This is a genomic window from Paraburkholderia phymatum, from assembly GCF_038900715.1.
In the GTDB taxonomy this organism is placed as follows: Bacteria; Pseudomonadota; Gammaproteobacteria; order Burkholderiales; family Burkholderiaceae; genus Paraburkholderia; species Paraburkholderia phymatum_A.
On record NZ_JAYMRZ010000004.1, the window covers coordinates 211,446 to 228,221 of the forward strand.

Consider the following 16,776-nt stretch of genomic DNA (forward strand, 5'->3'; position numbering starts at 1 on the left):
GGGCGGCGCGTCGACGCGAACGCGATGTCGCCGCGCCCGTCGTTTCCTCGTCGGCGACGGGTGTGGCTCGCCTCTGTCCGACGCGGCCGCGCGACGACGCAACGCGCGAGCCTCGCGACTATCGTCGCGCGTCCGCACCGTTCGCCAGCGACTGCTGCGCGTTCTCGGCGGCGCGGCGGTATGACTGAAACTGCGCGAGCGTTTCCTGCATCAGCGCGAGCAGCGATTCGGCGTGTGCCTTGACGCCGTCGTTGCGCGCGAGGTGCTCGATGAACAGCTGTTGCGTCTCGATGCGTTTCTTTGCGGCCGCGATGTGCTGGTCGGCCCGCGTCAGATGATCCGCGTCTATCGACGCAGGGAAGCGGTTCGCGTTTTTGTCGACGCGCGGAGCCGTTCCCCGCGACGTTGCATCCGGTTCTTTGCGCACAGGTTCGATTTATGCTGGTTCGTACCGAGGAGGGTCTATGAAGCAGCGAGATATTGTTGTCATTGGCGGATCGCGTGGCGCGTTTGCGGTGCTCAGGACGCTGGTATCCAGGTTGCCCAGGGATTTGCCAGCCGCAGTGTGCATCGTCTTGCATATCGGCCGGCACGAAAGCGTGCTGCCCGAGTTGCTGTCGAAGTGGGGGCCGATGCCCGCACGCCATCCCGTCCAAGGCGAATCGCTCGTCAACGGCACGGTCTATGTCGCGCCGCCTGGCCGGCATATGGTCCTGTCGCACGGATCTCTGGGGCTCAACGAAGGCGCGGCCGAAAACTTCGCGCGGCCGGCAGCCGATCCTCTGTTCCGCTCGGCTGCCGTGCACTATGGCCCGCGCGTGGTCGGCGTCGTGCTCAGCGGCGACCTGGACGACGGCGCAGCGGGGCTAGCGACTGTCCGCGCGCACGGCGGCTTTTGCATCGTTCAGGACCCAGCCGATTGTGAAGCGCCGTCGATGCCGCGCTCGGCGATGAAATCGGCGGGCGCGGACAGCGTCACGACGGTCGACGATCTCGCGCGCAACATCATGGCGGCGATCGGGGGCGCGGCGCTTCGTCAGCAGGAGGAACCAGCGATGAGCAGCGAGCAGCAGCTTGATCTCGAGGCCCGCCTGGCGCAGCAAGGGATCGTTACGCCCGAGGAACTCGATCGCATCGGGGTGCGTTCGTCGTTGACGTGCCCGGACTGCGGCGGCGCGTTATGGCGGGTCGGCGACGACCGGCCTCTGCGCTACCGCTGCCATACGGGGCACGCATTCAACGCACTTTCGCTTGCCGACGGGTACTCGAAGGAATCGGAGAACGCGATACGCGCCGCGATACGCGCGGTGCACGAGCGCGTAATCTTTGCAAGGGAGCGGCAAAGGTCGGCCGAGCGCACGGGTGATGCCGCTCAGATCGGCATCGAGCAGGCGCGGATCGAAGAAGGCGAAAAGCTCATGCGCATGCTTCGCAATGCCGTGAGCGAGGAGCTGGCGCACGATCTGTAGGTTGCTGTGCTGTGCTGCGGCTCGGCGATAGCCGCCGCCATGCTACACACGTTCGGTCGACTCGATGTGCGACCGCGCGGACGCGCGTGAACCGAAGCGAATTGCGTACTTAAGCGCCATTCGACAGTTCAGCGTTTGCGCGGTGGCCTCGCATTCAAAAACGGATTGAAGCCTGTGGACGCTGGAGAATCAGACGGCGCGTCAGACGCACGACCGCTTGCCGGGCGCGCACGCTGTTTCGATCGCTTCGGCCGTCCCGGTCTCGCTGCGCCGAGTTGTTGCTCCAGTGTTTCGTCTTGTTCCGAGGCCTCGCTTTCATCCTCTTCGTGCGTATGTCCGGACGATGCGTTGGCATCGGAGGCTGACTCGCCATCCGTGCCGACCGATCCGATATGTGCGATGACCTGCGCGAAATCGCCCGCGGCATTGCGCAGCGCGCGTCCTGGCATCATCGTCATCGCGATGATCTCGTGCAACGTGTGACCATCGGCCGAGCGAAGCTGAAGCTCGGCGTTCCAGTTCGCCTTCGCGCCGACGAACGCTGTCAGCACGCGCTCGAGCACCGCCGGCGACAGCACGCCGCCGTCGTATAGCGCGACCACCGCCCATTCGACGACGCGAAACAGCGAGGTCTCATCGCGCGTGGGCATGAGTCGTCCTTCCGTCGCCCATCGCTGAGGTGGTGCCATGTCCACGCGCCCGACAGGGAAGTGGCCGCGCTCGCATTAGCCGCGTCTCACGTAGTGGTCCGACACGATGTTGCGTCGTTGAATCCATGCGATCGCGAGTTCCATCGCCTGGTCCCGAGCCTCCTGCGAATCGGCGAAATCACCGTCGACGCCGAGCGTCCGCGTCTCGCCCTCGCGGTCCGTGACGATGGCGGCCGCCGCATAGCGACCGCCTTCGGTGGCCGTAACGACCGGCCGGATCACGCAACCACGGTACTCAGTAACGTCTTCCGTTTGCATGTTGCCTCCCGGTAGCCAAAGAAGCGCCGTCGTGACGCATCGCGCGAATGTCGAGTCAGACAGCGCATTGGGTCGGGCGCAAATCCCGCGCCCGATGCGATGGGCCGCGCTTGGCGGAAAGCGAGCCGCTGGTTCGCTGCCGGTTCGCTGCTGGTTCGTTGCCAATCAGTCGCCAATCAGCCGCGAATCAGCCGTCGCAAATCGAGGGCCACGACAGCACGCTTCGCACCAGGGTTAACCCGTCCGCCACAACAATCCTTTCCTGGTAACCGTCTTAATCTTAAGCGGCTACATACCTAGACTGTCGTCACTGATTACGAACAGGGCTGTTCGTAAAGGACCAAAGCAAAGTCTGGAGGTAGTCACCATGAAGTCGCTGATTCAAGCCGTCGTCGTTGCCGCTGCATTTGCCGCTCCCGTCGCCGTGTTCGCGCAGTCGAACCAGCCGGTCACGCGCGCACAGGTGCGAGCCGAGTTGATCCAGCTCGAAAAGGCCGGCTACAACCCGTCCCGTGGCGAAGATCCGAACTACCCTGCCGACATCCAGGCTGCCGAAGCCAAAGTGGCTGCGCAGAATGCGGCGACGGGCGTCGGCGGCGTGACGGGCGGTTCGTCGGCAGCGGGCCGCCCGGCTGTGTCGCAAGCCGACTGGAACGCGATGTATAACCGTCCCTGACATGGGCTTGCGCACGCGTTCCACGAGACATTGATCGGACATTGATCGCATCCTGTCGTCGCTGCATCATCGCTGCTTTGAACGCGCGGCTCCGCCCGCGCGCATCGTTTAGAAAAGGGCTCGCTATAACGTGACAACGCGCGCGTGACCATCCGCGCTAGAACACGATAGCGGGCCGAACATGTCGAATACCTCCGTCGTCGGGCTTTCTCGACGACTTTGCACAGACCTTCGTGGTCTGTGCGCTTTTTGATGCACACGTATAGCGGTTTTTCTTCGTCGCGACGTGTAGCACTCCAAGTCGATCGGCCAGCGCACGCGCGTGTAGCGAGGCGTCATCGAACTGTCCCTCACCCGATCCGTCGAGCACGAACTCCAGCGTCCACCGTCAATTCACGCGACGTTGCTTTCTGTTTGTTGGCCTTTCGTTTGCACTCGAAAGATCCCATCTCGCGAAGATGGCAAAACTGCCATTTTCGCGTCACCGGTTTGTTGGGCCTGACGCACTAGCATGAACACCTGGTTGCCGCGGACGCGCAGAGAAAAGTGACGCCGCTGCCGGACGTCACCATTGCGCGTTCTTAACGGATACCCAAGCCTGTATGTGGATCGTCAATCTCGCATTGAAGCGGCCGTACACGTTCATCGTGATGGCCATCCTGATCGTACTGGCGACACCCTTCGTGCTGTTCACGACGCCTGTCGACGTGCTGCCCGAAATCAACATCCCCGTCGTCAGCATCATCTGGAACTACACGGGTCTGTCCGCCCAGGACGTGGCCAATCGCATTACGTCCGTCAACGAGCGCAGCCTGACGACGACGGTCAACGACATCGAGCACATCGAGTCGCAATCGCTCGCGGGCATCGCGATCATCAAGCTGTTCTTGCAGCCGAACGCGAACATCCAGACGGCGATCGCGCAAACGGTCGCCGTCGAGCAGGCGCAACTGAAGCAGATGCCGCCGGGCGCGACGCCGCCGCTCGTGATCAGCTATTCGGCTTCGAGCATTCCCGTGATTCAACTGGGCCTGTCGAGCACGCGGCTCTCCGAGCAGGATCTCAACGACACGGCGCTCAACTTCCTGCGTCCGCAGCTCGTCACGATTCCGGGCGCGGCCGTGCCGTATCCGTATGGCGGCAAGACGCGCCTGATCTCCGTCGATCTCGACACGCGCGCGATGCTCGCGAAAGGGCTGACACCCCTCGATGTCGTCAATGCCGTCAACGCGCAAAACCTGATTCTGCCGACGGGCACCGCAAAGATCGGACCGAAGGAATACACGATCAACATGAACGGCTCGCCGACGACGGTCGCCGGCCTGAACGAAATTCCCGTGCGCACGGTGAACGGCGCGACGACGTATCTGCGCGAAGTCGCGCATGTGCGCGACGGCTTTTCTCCGCAGACGAATATCGTGCGCGAAAACGGCCGGCGTGGCGTGCTGATTTCGATCCTGAAGACGGGCAGCGCATCGACGCTTTCGATCGTCAACGCATTGCATTCGCTTCTGCCGAACGCGACGGCAGCGCTGCCGTCCGATCTCAAGGTCACGCCCCTGTTCGATCAATCGGTGTTCGTGAAGGCCGCGATTCGCGGCGTGGTGCGCGAGGCCGTGATTGCCGCCGCGCTGACGGCCGCGATGATTCTGCTTTTTCTCGGCAACTGGCGCAGCACATGCATCATCGCGATTTCGATTCCGCTTTCGATCCTCACTTCGTTGATCGCGCTGCATGCGCTCGGGCAGACGATCAACATCATGACGCTGGGTGGTCTCGCGCTCGCGGTCGGCATTCTGGTCGATGACGCGACCGTCACGATCGAGAACATCGAGCGCCATCTGCACATGGGCACGAATCTGCACGACGCGATTCTCGACGGCGCGGGCGAGATTGCGATTCCCGCGCTCGTGTCGACGCTGTGCATCTGCATCGTGTTCGTGCCGATGTTCTTCCTGACGGGCGTCGCGCGCTATCTGTTCGTGCCGCTCGCGGAAGCCGTCGTGTTCGCGATGCTCGCATCGTATGTGCTGTCGAGAACGCTGGTGCCGACGCTCGCAATGCTGCTGATGGGCCACGCGCACAAGCGCGAAGCGCGTGCAAAGCCGAATCTGTTCATGCGCCTGTATCACCGCTTCGACTCAAGCTTCGAGACGATGCGCGCGGCGTACATCATGGTCCTGAGCAGTCTGCTCGTGCGGCGCCGGCTGTTCGGCTCGATGTTCCTTGCGTTTTGCGTGCTCTCGCTGGGCCTCGCGTTTGCGCTTGGCGAGGACTTCTTTCCGCGCGTCGACGCGGGCGAGATACGTTTGCACATGCGCGCGCCGACGGGCACGCGGATCGAAGAAACGGCGCGGCTCGCCGACGAAGTCGAGAAAGTGGTGCGCGAGGTCATTCCTGCGAAGGAACTGAGCACCGTGCTCGACAATCTGGGCCTGCCGTATAGCGGCATCAATCTTTCGTACAGCAATGCGGGCACCATCGGCACGCTCGACGGCGAAATCCTGCTCGCGCTGAACGAGGACCACAAGCCGAGCCTCGGCTATATCGACCGCTTGCGCGCGTTGTTGCCGCAACGTTTTCCGGGCACGGAGTTCTTCTTTCAACCCGCCGACATCGTCACGCAGATTCTCAACTTTGGTTTGCCTGCCGCGATCGACGTGCAGATCGTCGGGTCGAATCAGGAAGGCAATCTCGAGACCGCGCGAAAGCTGTTGAAGCAGATTCGCACGATTCCGGGCGCCGTCGATGCGCACATCCAGCAGAAGCTCGACGAGCCTGTCATCAATCTGCAGATGGACCGCACCCGCATGCAGCAGCTCAATCTCAATGCGAACAACGTCGCGCAGAACGTGCTGGTCTCGCTGTCGGGCAGTTCGCAGACGTCGCCGGGTTTCTGGTTCAATCCGCGCAATGGCGTCGAGTACAACGTCGCCGTGCAGACGCCGCAATACCAGATCTCGTCCGTCGATCAACTGCTGCGCACGCCCGTATCGGCGACGTCGACGGCGCCGACGCAACTGCTCGGCAATCTCGTGCAGGTCTCGCCGCAAACCCAGTTCGCGATGGTCACACACTACAACATCCGTCCCGTGATCGACGTGTATGTGAGCGTGGAAGGGCGCGATCTCGGCGGCGTCGACACGCAGGTCCAGAAGCTCGTCGATCAGGCACGCGCAACGCTTCCGCGCGGCAGCGGCATCACGATACGCGGCCAGGTCCAGACCATGCGCACGTCGTATTTCGGGCTCGGCATCGGTGTGGCAATGGCGATCGTGCTCGTCTATCTGCTGATCGTCGTGAACTTCCAGTCGTGGATCGATCCCCTCATCATCGTCAGCGCATTGCCGGCGGCGCTGGCGGGCATCGTGTGGATGCTGTTCCTCACGGGCACGCATCTGAGCGTGCCCGCGTTGACGGGCGCGATCATGACGATGGGGGTCGCGACGGCGAACAGCATTCTGATGGTCGCGTTCGCGCGCCAGCGTCTGACGGCGGGCGCACCGCCGTTGACGGCCGCGCTCGAAGCGGGCGCGAGCCGGATCAGGCCCGTGCTGATGACGGCATTCGCGATGATCATCGGCATGATCCCGATGGCGCTCGGACTCGGCGAAGGCGCGGAACAGAACGCGCCGCTCGGGCGCGCGGTGATCGGCGGGCTGCTGTTCGCCACGGTATCGACGCTTTTCTTCGTGCCTCTTCTGTTTGCGGGCATCCACAGCCGGCTCGCGCATCGCAAGGCAAGGCGCGAGCAGGACAATCAATCAGAGGACCGCGACGCTCATGAACGAGATCAGCGACACGACCGAAACGGAAACGGACACAGCTCGACGACGGACGGCCGAGATGACTGAGAACACGCATTCTTCGCTAGCGATTCCCGCGCGGGAAACGGAGGATGGCCACGCGCTGCCGCCGCGCCACATCGAATGGCGGCGCGCGAAAATCGCCGTCTTGATCGTGCTGATTCTGCTCGCCATCGGCGCGTTGCGCACGGTCGTCGCAAACATCATGCAGAACCGCTCGGTCGCGCAGATGACGCAGCAGAACGCGAAGCAGTATGTCGATGTCGTCACGCCGAAGGACAACGACGGCAGCAACATGACGGTGTTGCCGGGCACGCTGCGCGGCTATGTCGAGTCGCCGATCTATGCGCGCGCAACGGGCTATCTGCTGCACTGGTACGCCGACATCGGCGCGCGCGTGAAGGAAGGGCAACTGCTCGCCGAACTCGATACGCCCGAGATCGATCAGGAACTCGCGCAGGCCGTCGCGCAGCGCGATCAGATCCAGTCGAGCCTCGGGCTCGCGAAGAGTTCGTTCGAGCGCTGGCAGCAATTGCGTCAGCGCGACGCCGTCTCGCAACAGGAACTCGACGAGAGGCAAAGCACCTACTTGCAGGACGTTGCGAATCTCGCCGCTGCCGAGGCCAACGTGAAGCGCTTGCGCCAGCTCGAAGGCTTCAAGCGGATCGTCGCGCCGTTCGCGGGCGTGGTCACGCAGCGCAACGTCGATGTCGGCGATCTGATCGACGCGGGCAGCGGCACGAGCCGCGCGCTCTTCGCGCTCGCGCAGTCCGATCCGTTGCGCGTGTATGTGCAATTGCCGCAGGCCTACGCGCAGAACATCAAGGTCGCCGAGGACGTCGTCGTGACGCAGGCCGAGTTGCCGGGGCAGCAGTTCGATGGACGCATCACGAACATCTCCGGCGCGATCGACGTGACCACGCGTTCGCTGCAAATCGAAGTGACGTTGCGCAATCCGGACGGCAAGCTGCGGCCGGGCGCCTATGTGCAGGTGGCGTTGCCGTCGGGCGCACGCGCGCAACTGACGGTGCCGGGCAATGCGCTGCTGTTTCGCGCGGAAGGGCCGCGGCTCGCCGTCGTCGACAGCAACGGCGTCGTGCATCTGCGCAAGGTCGTGATCGCGCAGGACCTCGGGCAAACGCTCGAAATCGAAAGCGGGATCGAGCCGACCGACCGCGTGATCATCAACCCGAGCGATTCGATCAACGACGGCGATCATGTCGAGGTGATGCATCCGCAGACGCCGTCTCAGTCCAAGGGCAAGGCGGCGTCGTGAACACGGTACACGCTGCGCAAATCCGCACCATCGGCACGATGACACTCGCGTTCGCGTTGTGCGCGTGCACGGTCGGCCCCGACTACAAGACGCCGCTGACGGACGCGCCGCCCACGTGGCACACGGATTCGTACTGGCGTCTCGCGCAGCCCTCGCATGCGCCGCTCGCGCCGGACTGGTGGAAGTCGTTCGGCGACGCGACGCTCGACGGTCTCGAAACACAGGCGCTCGCGCAGAACCAGACGCTCGCCGCGGCCAGCGCGCATTACGCGCAGGCCCGCACGACGCTCGCGAACACGCGCGCGCAACAGGTTCCCGAAGTCGATCTGTCGGCGTCGGCGGCGCGCGAGAGAACGTCGAAGAACCGGCCTCTGACAAATTACGCGTCGCCGAATCAATCGACGGTGCAGAACAATCTGCAACTGGGATCGACGATCAACTATGACGTCGATCTGTTCGGCCGCATACGCCGCGAAGTGGAAGGCGCGCAGGCATCGGCGGAACAGTCGCGCGACGATCTCGCGAACGCGCGGCTCGTGCTCTCCACCGATCTCGCCACCGACTATTTCTCGCTGCGCGAACTCGACTCGGAAATCGACGTGCTGAACCGCTCGGTGCAACTGCAACAGAAGGCGCTCGACTACGTGACGACGGAGCACGATCTCGGTTCGGTGTCGGGGCTCGACGTGTTGCAGCAGAAGTCGCTGCTCGATCAGACACGCGTGCAGGCGCAACTGCTCGTCACGCAGCGCGATCAGTTCGAGCATGCGATCGCGGCGCTCGTCGCGGTGCCCGCGCCGCAGTTCGCGATCGAGCCCAAGGTGGTCGACTATCACGTGCCGGCGATTCCGCTCGGGCTGCCGAGCGATGTGCTTCAGCGGCGCCCCGATATCGCATCGGCGGAACGCGCGATGGCCGCCGCCAATGCGCAGATCGGCGTCGCGAAAGCGGCGTTCTTCCCGAGTTTGACGCTGACGCCCGGCATCGGCTGGCAGAGCACGGAGTTCGCGAATCTGATCAGCGCGCCGAGCCTGATGTGGTCGCTCGGCGCGGCGCTCAGCCAGGTCGTGTTCGACGGCGGACGGCGCGCGGCCAACGTGGACTTTGCGAGCGCCGGCTATCAGGCCGCGCAGGCGAATTACCGGCAATCCGTGCTGACCGCGTTCCAGCAGGTGCAGGACGGCATCACGGGGCTCTCGGTGCTCGACAGCGCGGCCGCGCAGTCGCGCGATGCCGTCGCCGATGCGCAGCGCCTGCTCTCGCTCGCCAACGATCGCTATTCGGGCGGTCTCGTCGCCTATCTCGACGTGATCACCGCGCAGCAGTCGCTTCTGACGAGCCAGCGCCAGGACGTGCAGATTCACGGACAGCAGATGACGACATCCGTCGCGCTCGTGAAGGCGCTGGGCGGCGGATGGGACGTGCAGGAGACAGGCGCGCAGCCCGCGCCCGCCGCTGCCGCGAACAATCTCGCGCCATCCGCCGCGCGCGCGCCGGACTGACGCGAAGCGACGCGCATCGGCGGAGGCCATGCCGTATGGAGGGTGACGCAGGCCGGGCTGAACGCGTTTGAAAGCCTACTTATAATGATCGAGAGAAGAGAGAGGAGCGCCCATGAAGCTGCTCATCGTGGAGGATGAATTCAAGGTCGTCGACTATCTGCGTCGCGGCCTGACGGAACAGGGCTGGGTCGTCGACGTCGCGCTCGACGGCGAAGAGGGCCTGCATCTTGCATCCGAGTTCGACTACGACATCATCGTGCTCGACGTGATGCTGCCCAAGCGCGACGGCATCAGCGTGCTGAAAGCGCTGCGCATGCGCAAGTCCACGCCTGTCATCATGCTGACCGCGCGCGATCACGTGAATGATCGCGTGCGTGGCCTGCGCGAAGGCGCCGACGACTATCTGACAAAGCCGTTTTCGTTTCTCGAACTGGTCGAGCGTCTGCATGCGCTTGCGCGGCGTACACGCGTGCAGGAGTCGACGCTGATCTGCGTCGGCGATCTGTATGTCGATCTGATCGGCCGGCGTGCGACGCGCGGCGGCGTGCGGCTCGATCTGACCGCAAAAGAGTTCCAGTTGCTTAGCGTGCTCGCGCGGCGGCAAGGCGATATCCTGTCGAAAGCGATGATCACCGAGCTGGTCTGGGACGTGAATTTCGACAGCCACACGAACGTCGTCGAGACGGCCATCAAGCGGCTGCGCGCGAAACTCGACGGCCCGTTTCCCACCAAGCTGCTGCACACGATGCGCGGCATGGGCTATGTGCTCGAAGTGCGCGAGGAAGCGGAGGCATCATGATTCGCTCGAACCGTTCGATTGGGCGGCGGCTTGCGTTGCTGTTCGCACTCGTCGCCCTGACCGTTTTCACGCTGGTCGACACGGGGCTCTTTCTCGTGCTCCGCTCGCAACTGGAGCAGCGGCTGCGCGAGTCGCTCGATAGCCGCACCGAGGTCGCGCGGATCATCGTGCATCACGCGATCAATCGCGACAAGTGGCGCATCGCGCAAGAAAAGCTCACGGACATGACGCCGCGCGACGGCACGAGCGTCTATTCGATTTCGAGCGACGCGCCGCTCTTCAACTATGGGCATCCGGTGACGGGCAGGGTTATCGCGCAATGGCCGGGCGGCTATGCGCGCGTCGCCGACAACGGCACCCGTCACGACTTGCTGACCCGCACGCTGACGCTCGTGCCGAACGGCGAGCGTCCGCAGGTGCAGTTGCAGGTGGCGACCAGCTACGCGCCGACCGAGCAGGCGTTGCGCGAGTTCGGGCTGGCGCTGGCGGCGCTGTCCGCGTTGGGTGCGATCGGCGCTTCGCTGTTGAGCTATTGGGTCACGCGGATCGGCCTCGCGCCGTTGCGCCGGCTGACGGTCGATGCGTCGGAAGTGAGCGCCGATAATCGCTCGCAACGTTTGCGCACGACCGAGCTGCCATACGAGCTGAACGATCTCGCGCATTCGTTCAACGGCGCGCTCGAACGGCTCGATGAGGCATACGTGCGCCTCGAATCGTTCAACGCGGACGTCGCGCACGAATTGCGCACGCCCGTGACGATCCTGATCGGACAGACGCAGGTCGCGCTGACGCGCAACCGTTCCGTCGACGATCTGCGCCGCACGCTGCAATCGAACCTCGAAGAGTTCGAGCGGATGCGCGGCATCATCAACGACATGCTGTTTCTTGCGCGCGCCGATCAGGGCGAGCAGGCCACGGAACTGGTCGAAGTGTCGCTCGCGGCGGAGATCGCGCGCACCGTCGAATTCCTCGAAATGCCGATGGAAGAGGCGCAGGTGCAGGCCGAACTGCACGGCGATGCCGTCGCGCGCGTGAACCGTTCGCTGTTCGGGCGCGCTTGCGCAAATCTGCTGATCAACGCGATTCATCATTGCACGCCGGGATCGTCGATCGCGGTCACGATTTCGCGCGAAGTGGGCCGCGTGTGGATCGCCGTCGCCAATCCGGGCGAGCCGATTTCGCCTGACGTCCTCGATCACGTGTTCGACCGCTTTTACCGCGCCGAGCTTTCGCGCACGAACAGCCGCGAGAATCATGGGCTGGGCCTTGCGATCGTCAAGGCCGTCGCCGAAATGCATGGCGGGTTCGTGTTCGCGCACAGCCTCGACGGCGTGAATACGTTCGGGTTTTCGATCAGAGGCGTCGACAGGGCGCGCTCTTCGAAATCCGATGCCGTCGAGAAGGAAGCGCCTGTGGCTACGCGGACCATCGCCACCGCGTCCGCGCCGGTCAAGTCGCCGTGACGCGTGCCGTAACGCGTGCCGCGCGAACAGGTAAATTGGTCTCATCATTGGCCTCTGTTCGACCGAATGACGGTCAAATTGACCGGTTACGCTGGATCATCGCGTCCAGTTTGTAATCGGCAAGGGGGCAGTGTGGATCTGATCGAAATGGCAAAGAAGTCCGGCATGCAGGTGCTGCTCGACGCACAGATCGGCAGCCAGTCGTATCACAGCGTGTGCGGGCCGCTTTCCTCCTTGCAGCGATTCGCCGATGAGGTCGGCAAGGCGCTCGCCGCCGAAGCGGCCGCCCAGGCCGCGGCGCATTCCAGCGTGGAAGCGTAGGCGCTGTTCTCGCGAGGCAAACGCAAGCCTCGCATCCGGGTCCTGCATGCGGGCCCTGCATTCGGGCCCGTTATCTGCTTCACGATCGTCGCCCGGCCCAGGCGGGCATTGCCGGCGCGCTGCTTTTCGCGCTTGCTGTCGCGCCCTTTCCACATGACGCTCCGATCGTGGAGGACTCTCTGCGTTGACCGTTCGCGACTCCCTCTTTTCCCGCACCGGATGGCGAAGGAAAGCGCGTGCATTGCTCCGCGCGTTCGCCGCAGGCGCCGCACTGTGTACCGTTTCGGTGACAGTGTTCGCCGCGCCCCGCACGGCCGCGTTGCTCGACTGCGCGGTGATCGACGACAACGCGCAATATAGCGAGCCGGCTGCCGCGCAAGCCGAACAGGCGCGCGCCGCGATGGTCAGCGAACGATTGCGCTCGCAGGTGGACCAGCGCGGGCTCTACCAGGTCGCCGACAACCGGCCGGCCGCGTCGCTGATCGACGGATTCAAGTCGACGCAGGACCTCAACGCGTGCAACGGCTGCGAACTGGAGATCGGCCGGCGGCTGGGCGTTCAGCGCGTCGGCGTATGCTGGGTGCAGAAAGTCAGCAATCTGATTCTCAACATCAACTTGCGCATTGAAGATACGTCAAGCGGACAGGTCGTGTTTCAACGCTCGGTCGACATGCGCGGCAATACCGATCAGTCCTGGCGGCGCGGCGCGGATGCCCTCGTCGGCCTGCTCGCCGCCGATCCGGACGCGGCGCATTGAACATCGCACGTACATCGCACGCACATCGATTTCGGGAAAAACTCCCGGGCGCCCGCGCTGTCATCCGGCCGCGCGATGCGCTAACTTGAGCGTGGGTGAATTCGCCCTTGCGGCAAAACGCAGATGGCCTGAATGACCCGACCGGGCCTGTCGAACAACCAACCGCAGGAGACATCGATGCATTGCACAAGACGTACACGCATGACGGCATCCGTCGCGCTCGCCGTATTGCTCGGCGCGGGTGTGGGTCATGCGTTCGCGGCAACCGCGTATGTGACGAGCGAGACGAACGGCGTCGGCGTGATCGACCTCGACCAGATGACGCTGACCAAAACCATCGGCCTGGGCAGCGACGGTCCGCGCGGGCTGAGCCTCACGGCGGACGGCCGTCGGCTGCTGGTCGCGAACAAGACGGGCGACCTGTCGGCGATCGACACGTCGACGGACAAGATCGTCGCGCGAGTGAAGATCGGGAAGAACCCTGAGTTCGTGCGCGTGCATCGCGGATACGCCTACGTGACGTACGAGCCCGGCGAAAGCGGGCCGCCGCAGCAGGCTCAGGGCGCTGGCAAGCCCGAGGGCAAACCCGAAGGCAAACCCGAAGGCAAACCCGAAGGAAAGCCGGAGGGCCAGGCGGGCAAAGGCCACGACGACGATGACGATGCGAACAGCCCGCCCGCCGAAGTCGCCATCGTCGATCTGAAGACGATGAAGGTGATCCGCTCGGTGAAGAGCGGGCACGAAACGGAAGGCGTCGAGTTCTCGCCGGACGGGCGCGAACTGCTCGTCACGAACGAGGGCGACGATACCGTGTCGGTGTATCGGACGGGCAGCGGCGCGCCCGTGCGCACCGTGAAGCTGAACAAGGGCTCGCGGCCGCGCGGCATCAAGTCGACACCGGATGGCAAGCACTATGTCGTCACGCTGGAGAACACCAGCAAGTTCGTCGTGCTCGATGCGCCGACGCTGAAGACCGTGAAAACAGTCGATACGAAGCTCGGGCCATACGGCGTCGCATTCGATCCGTCCGGCAAGCATCTGCTGATCGCCGCCGCGCGCGACAAGACCTTGCAGGTGTTCGACGCGAAGACCTATGAGCACGTGACGGATGCGCCTGTCGGTCAGCGCTGCTGGCACTTCACGTTCACGCCGGATGGCTCGAAAGTGTTGATGGCGTGCGGGCGCTCGAATGCCGTGTATGTGCTCGACGCGAAGAACAATTATCAGACGCTCAGTCAGATCGGCGATTTGCCGCTGGCGTGGGGTATCGTGACGTCGCCGCCGAGTCAGGGGTCGATTGAGTCGCGGTGACGGGTGGTTGTGTTGGTGGATTGAGCGTTGCCGTGTTTGAGTTAGCCCGCCTTCACCTTTGGCGGGCTTTTTTTGTCGTTCTTCGGGGAATGGATGGCGCTTGTCGACCATTCCCACCGCTCGACATCGAAATAGAGCAAAGGCGGCTATCAAGCTGAAACTGCCATTCATCAGTGATGTCCGCATCAACAGTACCAAGCAGTTCTGGGCAGTGATGTGCTTGCCGGCGTTGCGCGATCGTTCGCTCGGTGTTGCACTATTCATCTGCTTCGGGGGCTGTGCGTCATTGACACCAACGGCAACACCAGTCGTTCGCATTCGGCGGCGTACTGCGTTCACAAACCTCAATCAGGCCGGCCATTCGGGTACTCAGCGCTTGATCCGCAGGTAGGCGCGGCTGATCGCGGGCCGTGTGTGAACCCACAGGCGGCTGGCAAGCCAGGACGCCGGTCGGTCGCGGACTTCGAGACGGTTGATCGAGCGTCCCGCATTCCCCGCATGCGTTTCGTCGCTCTCGTTGGTGCCCGTATGGCAGGTGTAAAAATGGCGGAAGCCGGCGTCGAGCGCGATCTCCCGATAGTCCTCGTCGTAGTAGCCTTGCGGCCAGCAAAGATGATCTGAAATGTTGCCCAATCGTTCAGCAAGCATCTGGCGAGCGGTAATCAGGTCGTTGCGCAAACGTGTGCGCTTCTCGTCGCGACTTCGCGTGACCCGATCCCAACGTATATGGGTATGCGTATGGCTATGAAACTCGAACGTCCCTGCTGCGCGCATCGCGTCGATTTCCGACCAGCGCAGGATCGCTTCATCGGCGCGGCCGTCTTCGATCGCAAGCTCGCCTTCGCGATGATTGAGCAAGCGCGGAAGTTCCGTGGGACTCGACACACTCGTCGCATTTGCCCGCACTTCACCCTCGCCCGGCCAGGCACTCACCAAAAAGCAGAGGGCCGTAAAGCCGTGCCGTTGCAACACGGGATGTGCGTGGACCCAGTTGTCGAGATAGCCGTCGTCGAACGTCAGCACGACAGACTTTGCGGGCACCGGCTCCCCCGCGAGAAAGGCCGAAAGTTGCCGCGAGCCAAGGGTCCGATAGCCGGCACTTGCCAGATACGCCATCTGTGCCGCGAAATGTCCAGGCGTGACAGTGATCATGCCAGGCGAGCTACTGATGTGGTGATACATCAGCACAGGAACCGCACGCGCGCAACCCTTCATGCGTGCGCTTCCCGCCGGCGCAGACTGCATCGATAAAATTCGATTGTCTCGTCCGCCATGTCGTCGATTCCAAATCGGTCTTCGGTAGTGCGGCGCCCCGCCTCGCCCAACCGGGTGCGCTGCTCCGGATTGTCGATCAGTTGCACGAGCGCTGCGCGCAATGCGTCAGGGCTCTTCGGCGGCACCAGCAAACCGTTCACGTTGTGTTCGATCAGTTCGGGCACGCCGTCGACGTCGGTACCGATCACCGGCAGCCCTGCAGCCATCGCCTCGATATATGACTGGCCGAGCGCTTCCTGATGCGTGGGCAGCACGAACAGATCACAGCCACGCAGTACGTTCGGAATATCCGTACGAAACCCGAGCAAATGAATACGTCGTCCGAGCCCGAGACTGTCGACGATACCTTTGATTCTATCGAGGCGTTCCCCATTGCCTGCCATCACGATGTGCAGGTTCGGACGCTCAGCCAAAAGAGGTTGTGCGGCCGAGATCAGGTCTTCGTGCCCCTTCTTGTCGCGCATGATCGCGACCATGCAGCAAATCACCGCATCGGACCCGAGCCCGAGCTCGGCGCGCAGCGTCGATTGTGGAATGTGTGCGTGCTTCACGATGCCGTCATAGATAGTCTGCACGCGGTCGGCCGATACGCCAGCCGAGATCAAGTATCGCCGCACGTACTGGCTGACTGCGATCACGCGATGCGGGATCCAGTTATAAGTGGCGAGCGAACTGATAGGCAGCGCAAGATGGCGAGTCCTGACCACTAGTGGCGTACCCGCGAGTCGCGCGGCCGAGCCGGCGACGAGACTGTCGTGACCACTGTGCGTGTTTAGCACGTCGAAAGCACGGCGCCGCAAAAGTGCCTGGACAGACATCATCGAGCGAACGTCCCCGCCGCCTCTCATACGCGCGTGGTGTACCTTGAAACCTAGCTCTGCGGAGCGCACACCGATCGCCGCGTCGCGAGGACAAACGACTTCAACAATGTGCCCGCGTTCACGCAATGCGAGCATCTCCTTCAACGTGCGAACTTCCTGACCGCCCCATCCCCTGGACGACTCGCTGTGCAACACCTTCAATTCTTTCATCGTCCCTGCCGATGCAATTTAAAATGGTTAGGATGGTGTAATATACCGTAACAAATAGATGTGTTACGCCTTGGGTTTATAGGGATTATCCCGATGGCTGATTCGAGGCAGACCGCCGCTTC

Annotated in this window: 15 protein-coding genes; 10 read left to right on the plus strand and 5 right to left on the minus strand. The window is 63.3% G+C overall.

What is annotated here, in order from left to right; translation table 11 throughout:
- Positions 1 to 118: 118 nt before the first annotated feature.
- On the minus strand, positions 119 to 427 hold the full coding sequence (locus VSR68_RS09660) for a hypothetical protein (protein ID WP_342939619.1): 309 nt from the start codon (positions 425 to 427) through the stop codon (positions 119 to 121).
- Between the two features lie 37 nt (positions 428 to 464).
- On the opposite strand from VSR68_RS09660, the gene VSR68_RS09665 reads away from it, so the two are divergent.
- The gene (locus VSR68_RS09665) at positions 465 to 1,469 is read left to right on the plus strand and encodes a chemotaxis protein CheB (protein WP_342939620.1); all 1,005 of its coding nucleotides are present in this window, start codon (positions 465 to 467) and stop codon (positions 1,467 to 1,469) included.
- Between the two features lie 128 nt (positions 1,470 to 1,597).
- Here VSR68_RS09665 and VSR68_RS09670 read toward each other — a convergent pair whose 3' ends face one another.
- Together VSR68_RS09670 and VSR68_RS09675 are read right to left on the minus strand one after the other, a co-directional pair.
- Positions 1,598 to 2,119 carry a hypothetical protein gene (locus VSR68_RS09670; protein ID WP_342939621.1) on the minus strand — a complete coding sequence of 174 codons (522 nt, stop codon included), beginning with the start codon at positions 2,117 to 2,119 and terminating at the stop codon, positions 1,598 to 1,600.
- A 75-nt stretch (positions 2,120 to 2,194) separates the two neighbouring features.
- Positions 2,195 to 2,437: a hypothetical protein gene (locus tag VSR68_RS09675; protein WP_342939622.1), complete on the minus strand. Its 243-nt coding sequence runs from the start codon at positions 2,435 to 2,437 to the stop codon at positions 2,195 to 2,197.
- A gap of 367 nt (positions 2,438 to 2,804) precedes the next feature.
- Here VSR68_RS09675 and VSR68_RS09680 point away from each other — a divergent pair, with 367 nt between their 5' ends.
- The 9 genes from VSR68_RS09680 (at position 2,805) to VSR68_RS09720 (ending at position 14,348) form a co-directional block, all read left to right on the plus strand.
- Positions 2,805 to 3,113, plus strand: coding sequence for a DUF4148 domain-containing protein (locus VSR68_RS09680; RefSeq protein WP_342939623.1), 309 nt, complete (start codon positions 2,805 to 2,807; stop codon positions 3,111 to 3,113).
- Between the two features lie 602 nt (positions 3,114 to 3,715).
- Positions 3,716 to 6,967: an efflux RND transporter permease subunit gene (locus VSR68_RS09685; protein WP_342939624.1), complete on the plus strand. Its 3,252-nt coding sequence runs from the start codon at positions 3,716 to 3,718 to the stop codon at positions 6,965 to 6,967.
- A complete protein-coding gene (locus VSR68_RS09690; RefSeq protein ID WP_342939625.1) occupies positions 6,960 to 8,195 on the plus strand; it encodes an efflux RND transporter periplasmic adaptor subunit in 1,236 nt (411 codons plus the stop codon). Before VSR68_RS09685 ends, VSR68_RS09690 begins: the two co-directional genes overlap by 8 nt.
- Positions 8,196 to 8,233: 38 nt before the next feature.
- Positions 8,234 to 9,697 carry an efflux transporter outer membrane subunit gene (locus tag VSR68_RS09695; RefSeq protein WP_342939857.1) on the plus strand — a complete coding sequence of 488 codons (1,464 nt, stop codon included), beginning with the start codon at positions 8,234 to 8,236 and terminating at the stop codon, positions 9,695 to 9,697.
- A 112-nt stretch (positions 9,698 to 9,809) separates the two neighbouring features.
- Positions 9,810 to 10,496: a heavy metal response regulator transcription factor gene (locus tag VSR68_RS09700; RefSeq protein WP_087737510.1), complete on the plus strand. Its 687-nt coding sequence runs from the start codon at positions 9,810 to 9,812 to the stop codon at positions 10,494 to 10,496.
- Positions 10,493 to 11,959: a heavy metal sensor histidine kinase gene (locus VSR68_RS09705; RefSeq protein WP_342939626.1), complete on the plus strand. Its 1,467-nt coding sequence runs from the start codon at positions 10,493 to 10,495 to the stop codon at positions 11,957 to 11,959. The genes VSR68_RS09700 and VSR68_RS09705 overlap by 4 nt, the downstream gene beginning before the upstream one ends.
- A gap of 132 nt (positions 11,960 to 12,091) precedes the next feature.
- Positions 12,092 to 12,280, plus strand: a complete 189-nt coding sequence (locus tag VSR68_RS09710) for a hypothetical protein (RefSeq protein ID WP_342939627.1) — start codon at positions 12,092 to 12,094, stop codon at positions 12,278 to 12,280.
- A 241-nt stretch (positions 12,281 to 12,521) separates the two neighbouring features.
- A complete protein-coding gene (locus VSR68_RS09715) occupies positions 12,522 to 13,037 on the plus strand; it encodes a DUF3280 domain-containing protein (RefSeq protein ID WP_342939628.1) in 516 nt (171 codons plus the stop codon).
- Positions 13,038 to 13,238: 201 nt separating this feature from the next.
- A complete protein-coding gene (locus VSR68_RS09720) occupies positions 13,239 to 14,348 on the plus strand; it encodes a cytochrome D1 domain-containing protein (protein ID WP_342939629.1) in 1,110 nt (369 codons plus the stop codon).
- Between the two features lie 369 nt (positions 14,349 to 14,717).
- Here the strand turns inward: VSR68_RS09720 and VSR68_RS09725 are convergent, their stop codons facing one another.
- Together VSR68_RS09725 and VSR68_RS09730 are read right to left on the minus strand one after the other, a co-directional pair.
- Positions 14,718 to 15,500, minus strand: a complete 783-nt coding sequence (locus VSR68_RS09725) for a polysaccharide deacetylase family protein (protein ID WP_342939630.1) — start codon at positions 15,498 to 15,500, stop codon at positions 14,718 to 14,720.
- 59 nt (positions 15,501 to 15,559) lie between these two features.
- A complete protein-coding gene (locus VSR68_RS09730) occupies positions 15,560 to 16,654 on the minus strand; it encodes a glycosyltransferase family 4 protein (protein ID WP_342939631.1) in 1,095 nt (364 codons plus the stop codon).
- Positions 16,655 to 16,776: the final 122 nt, after the last annotated feature.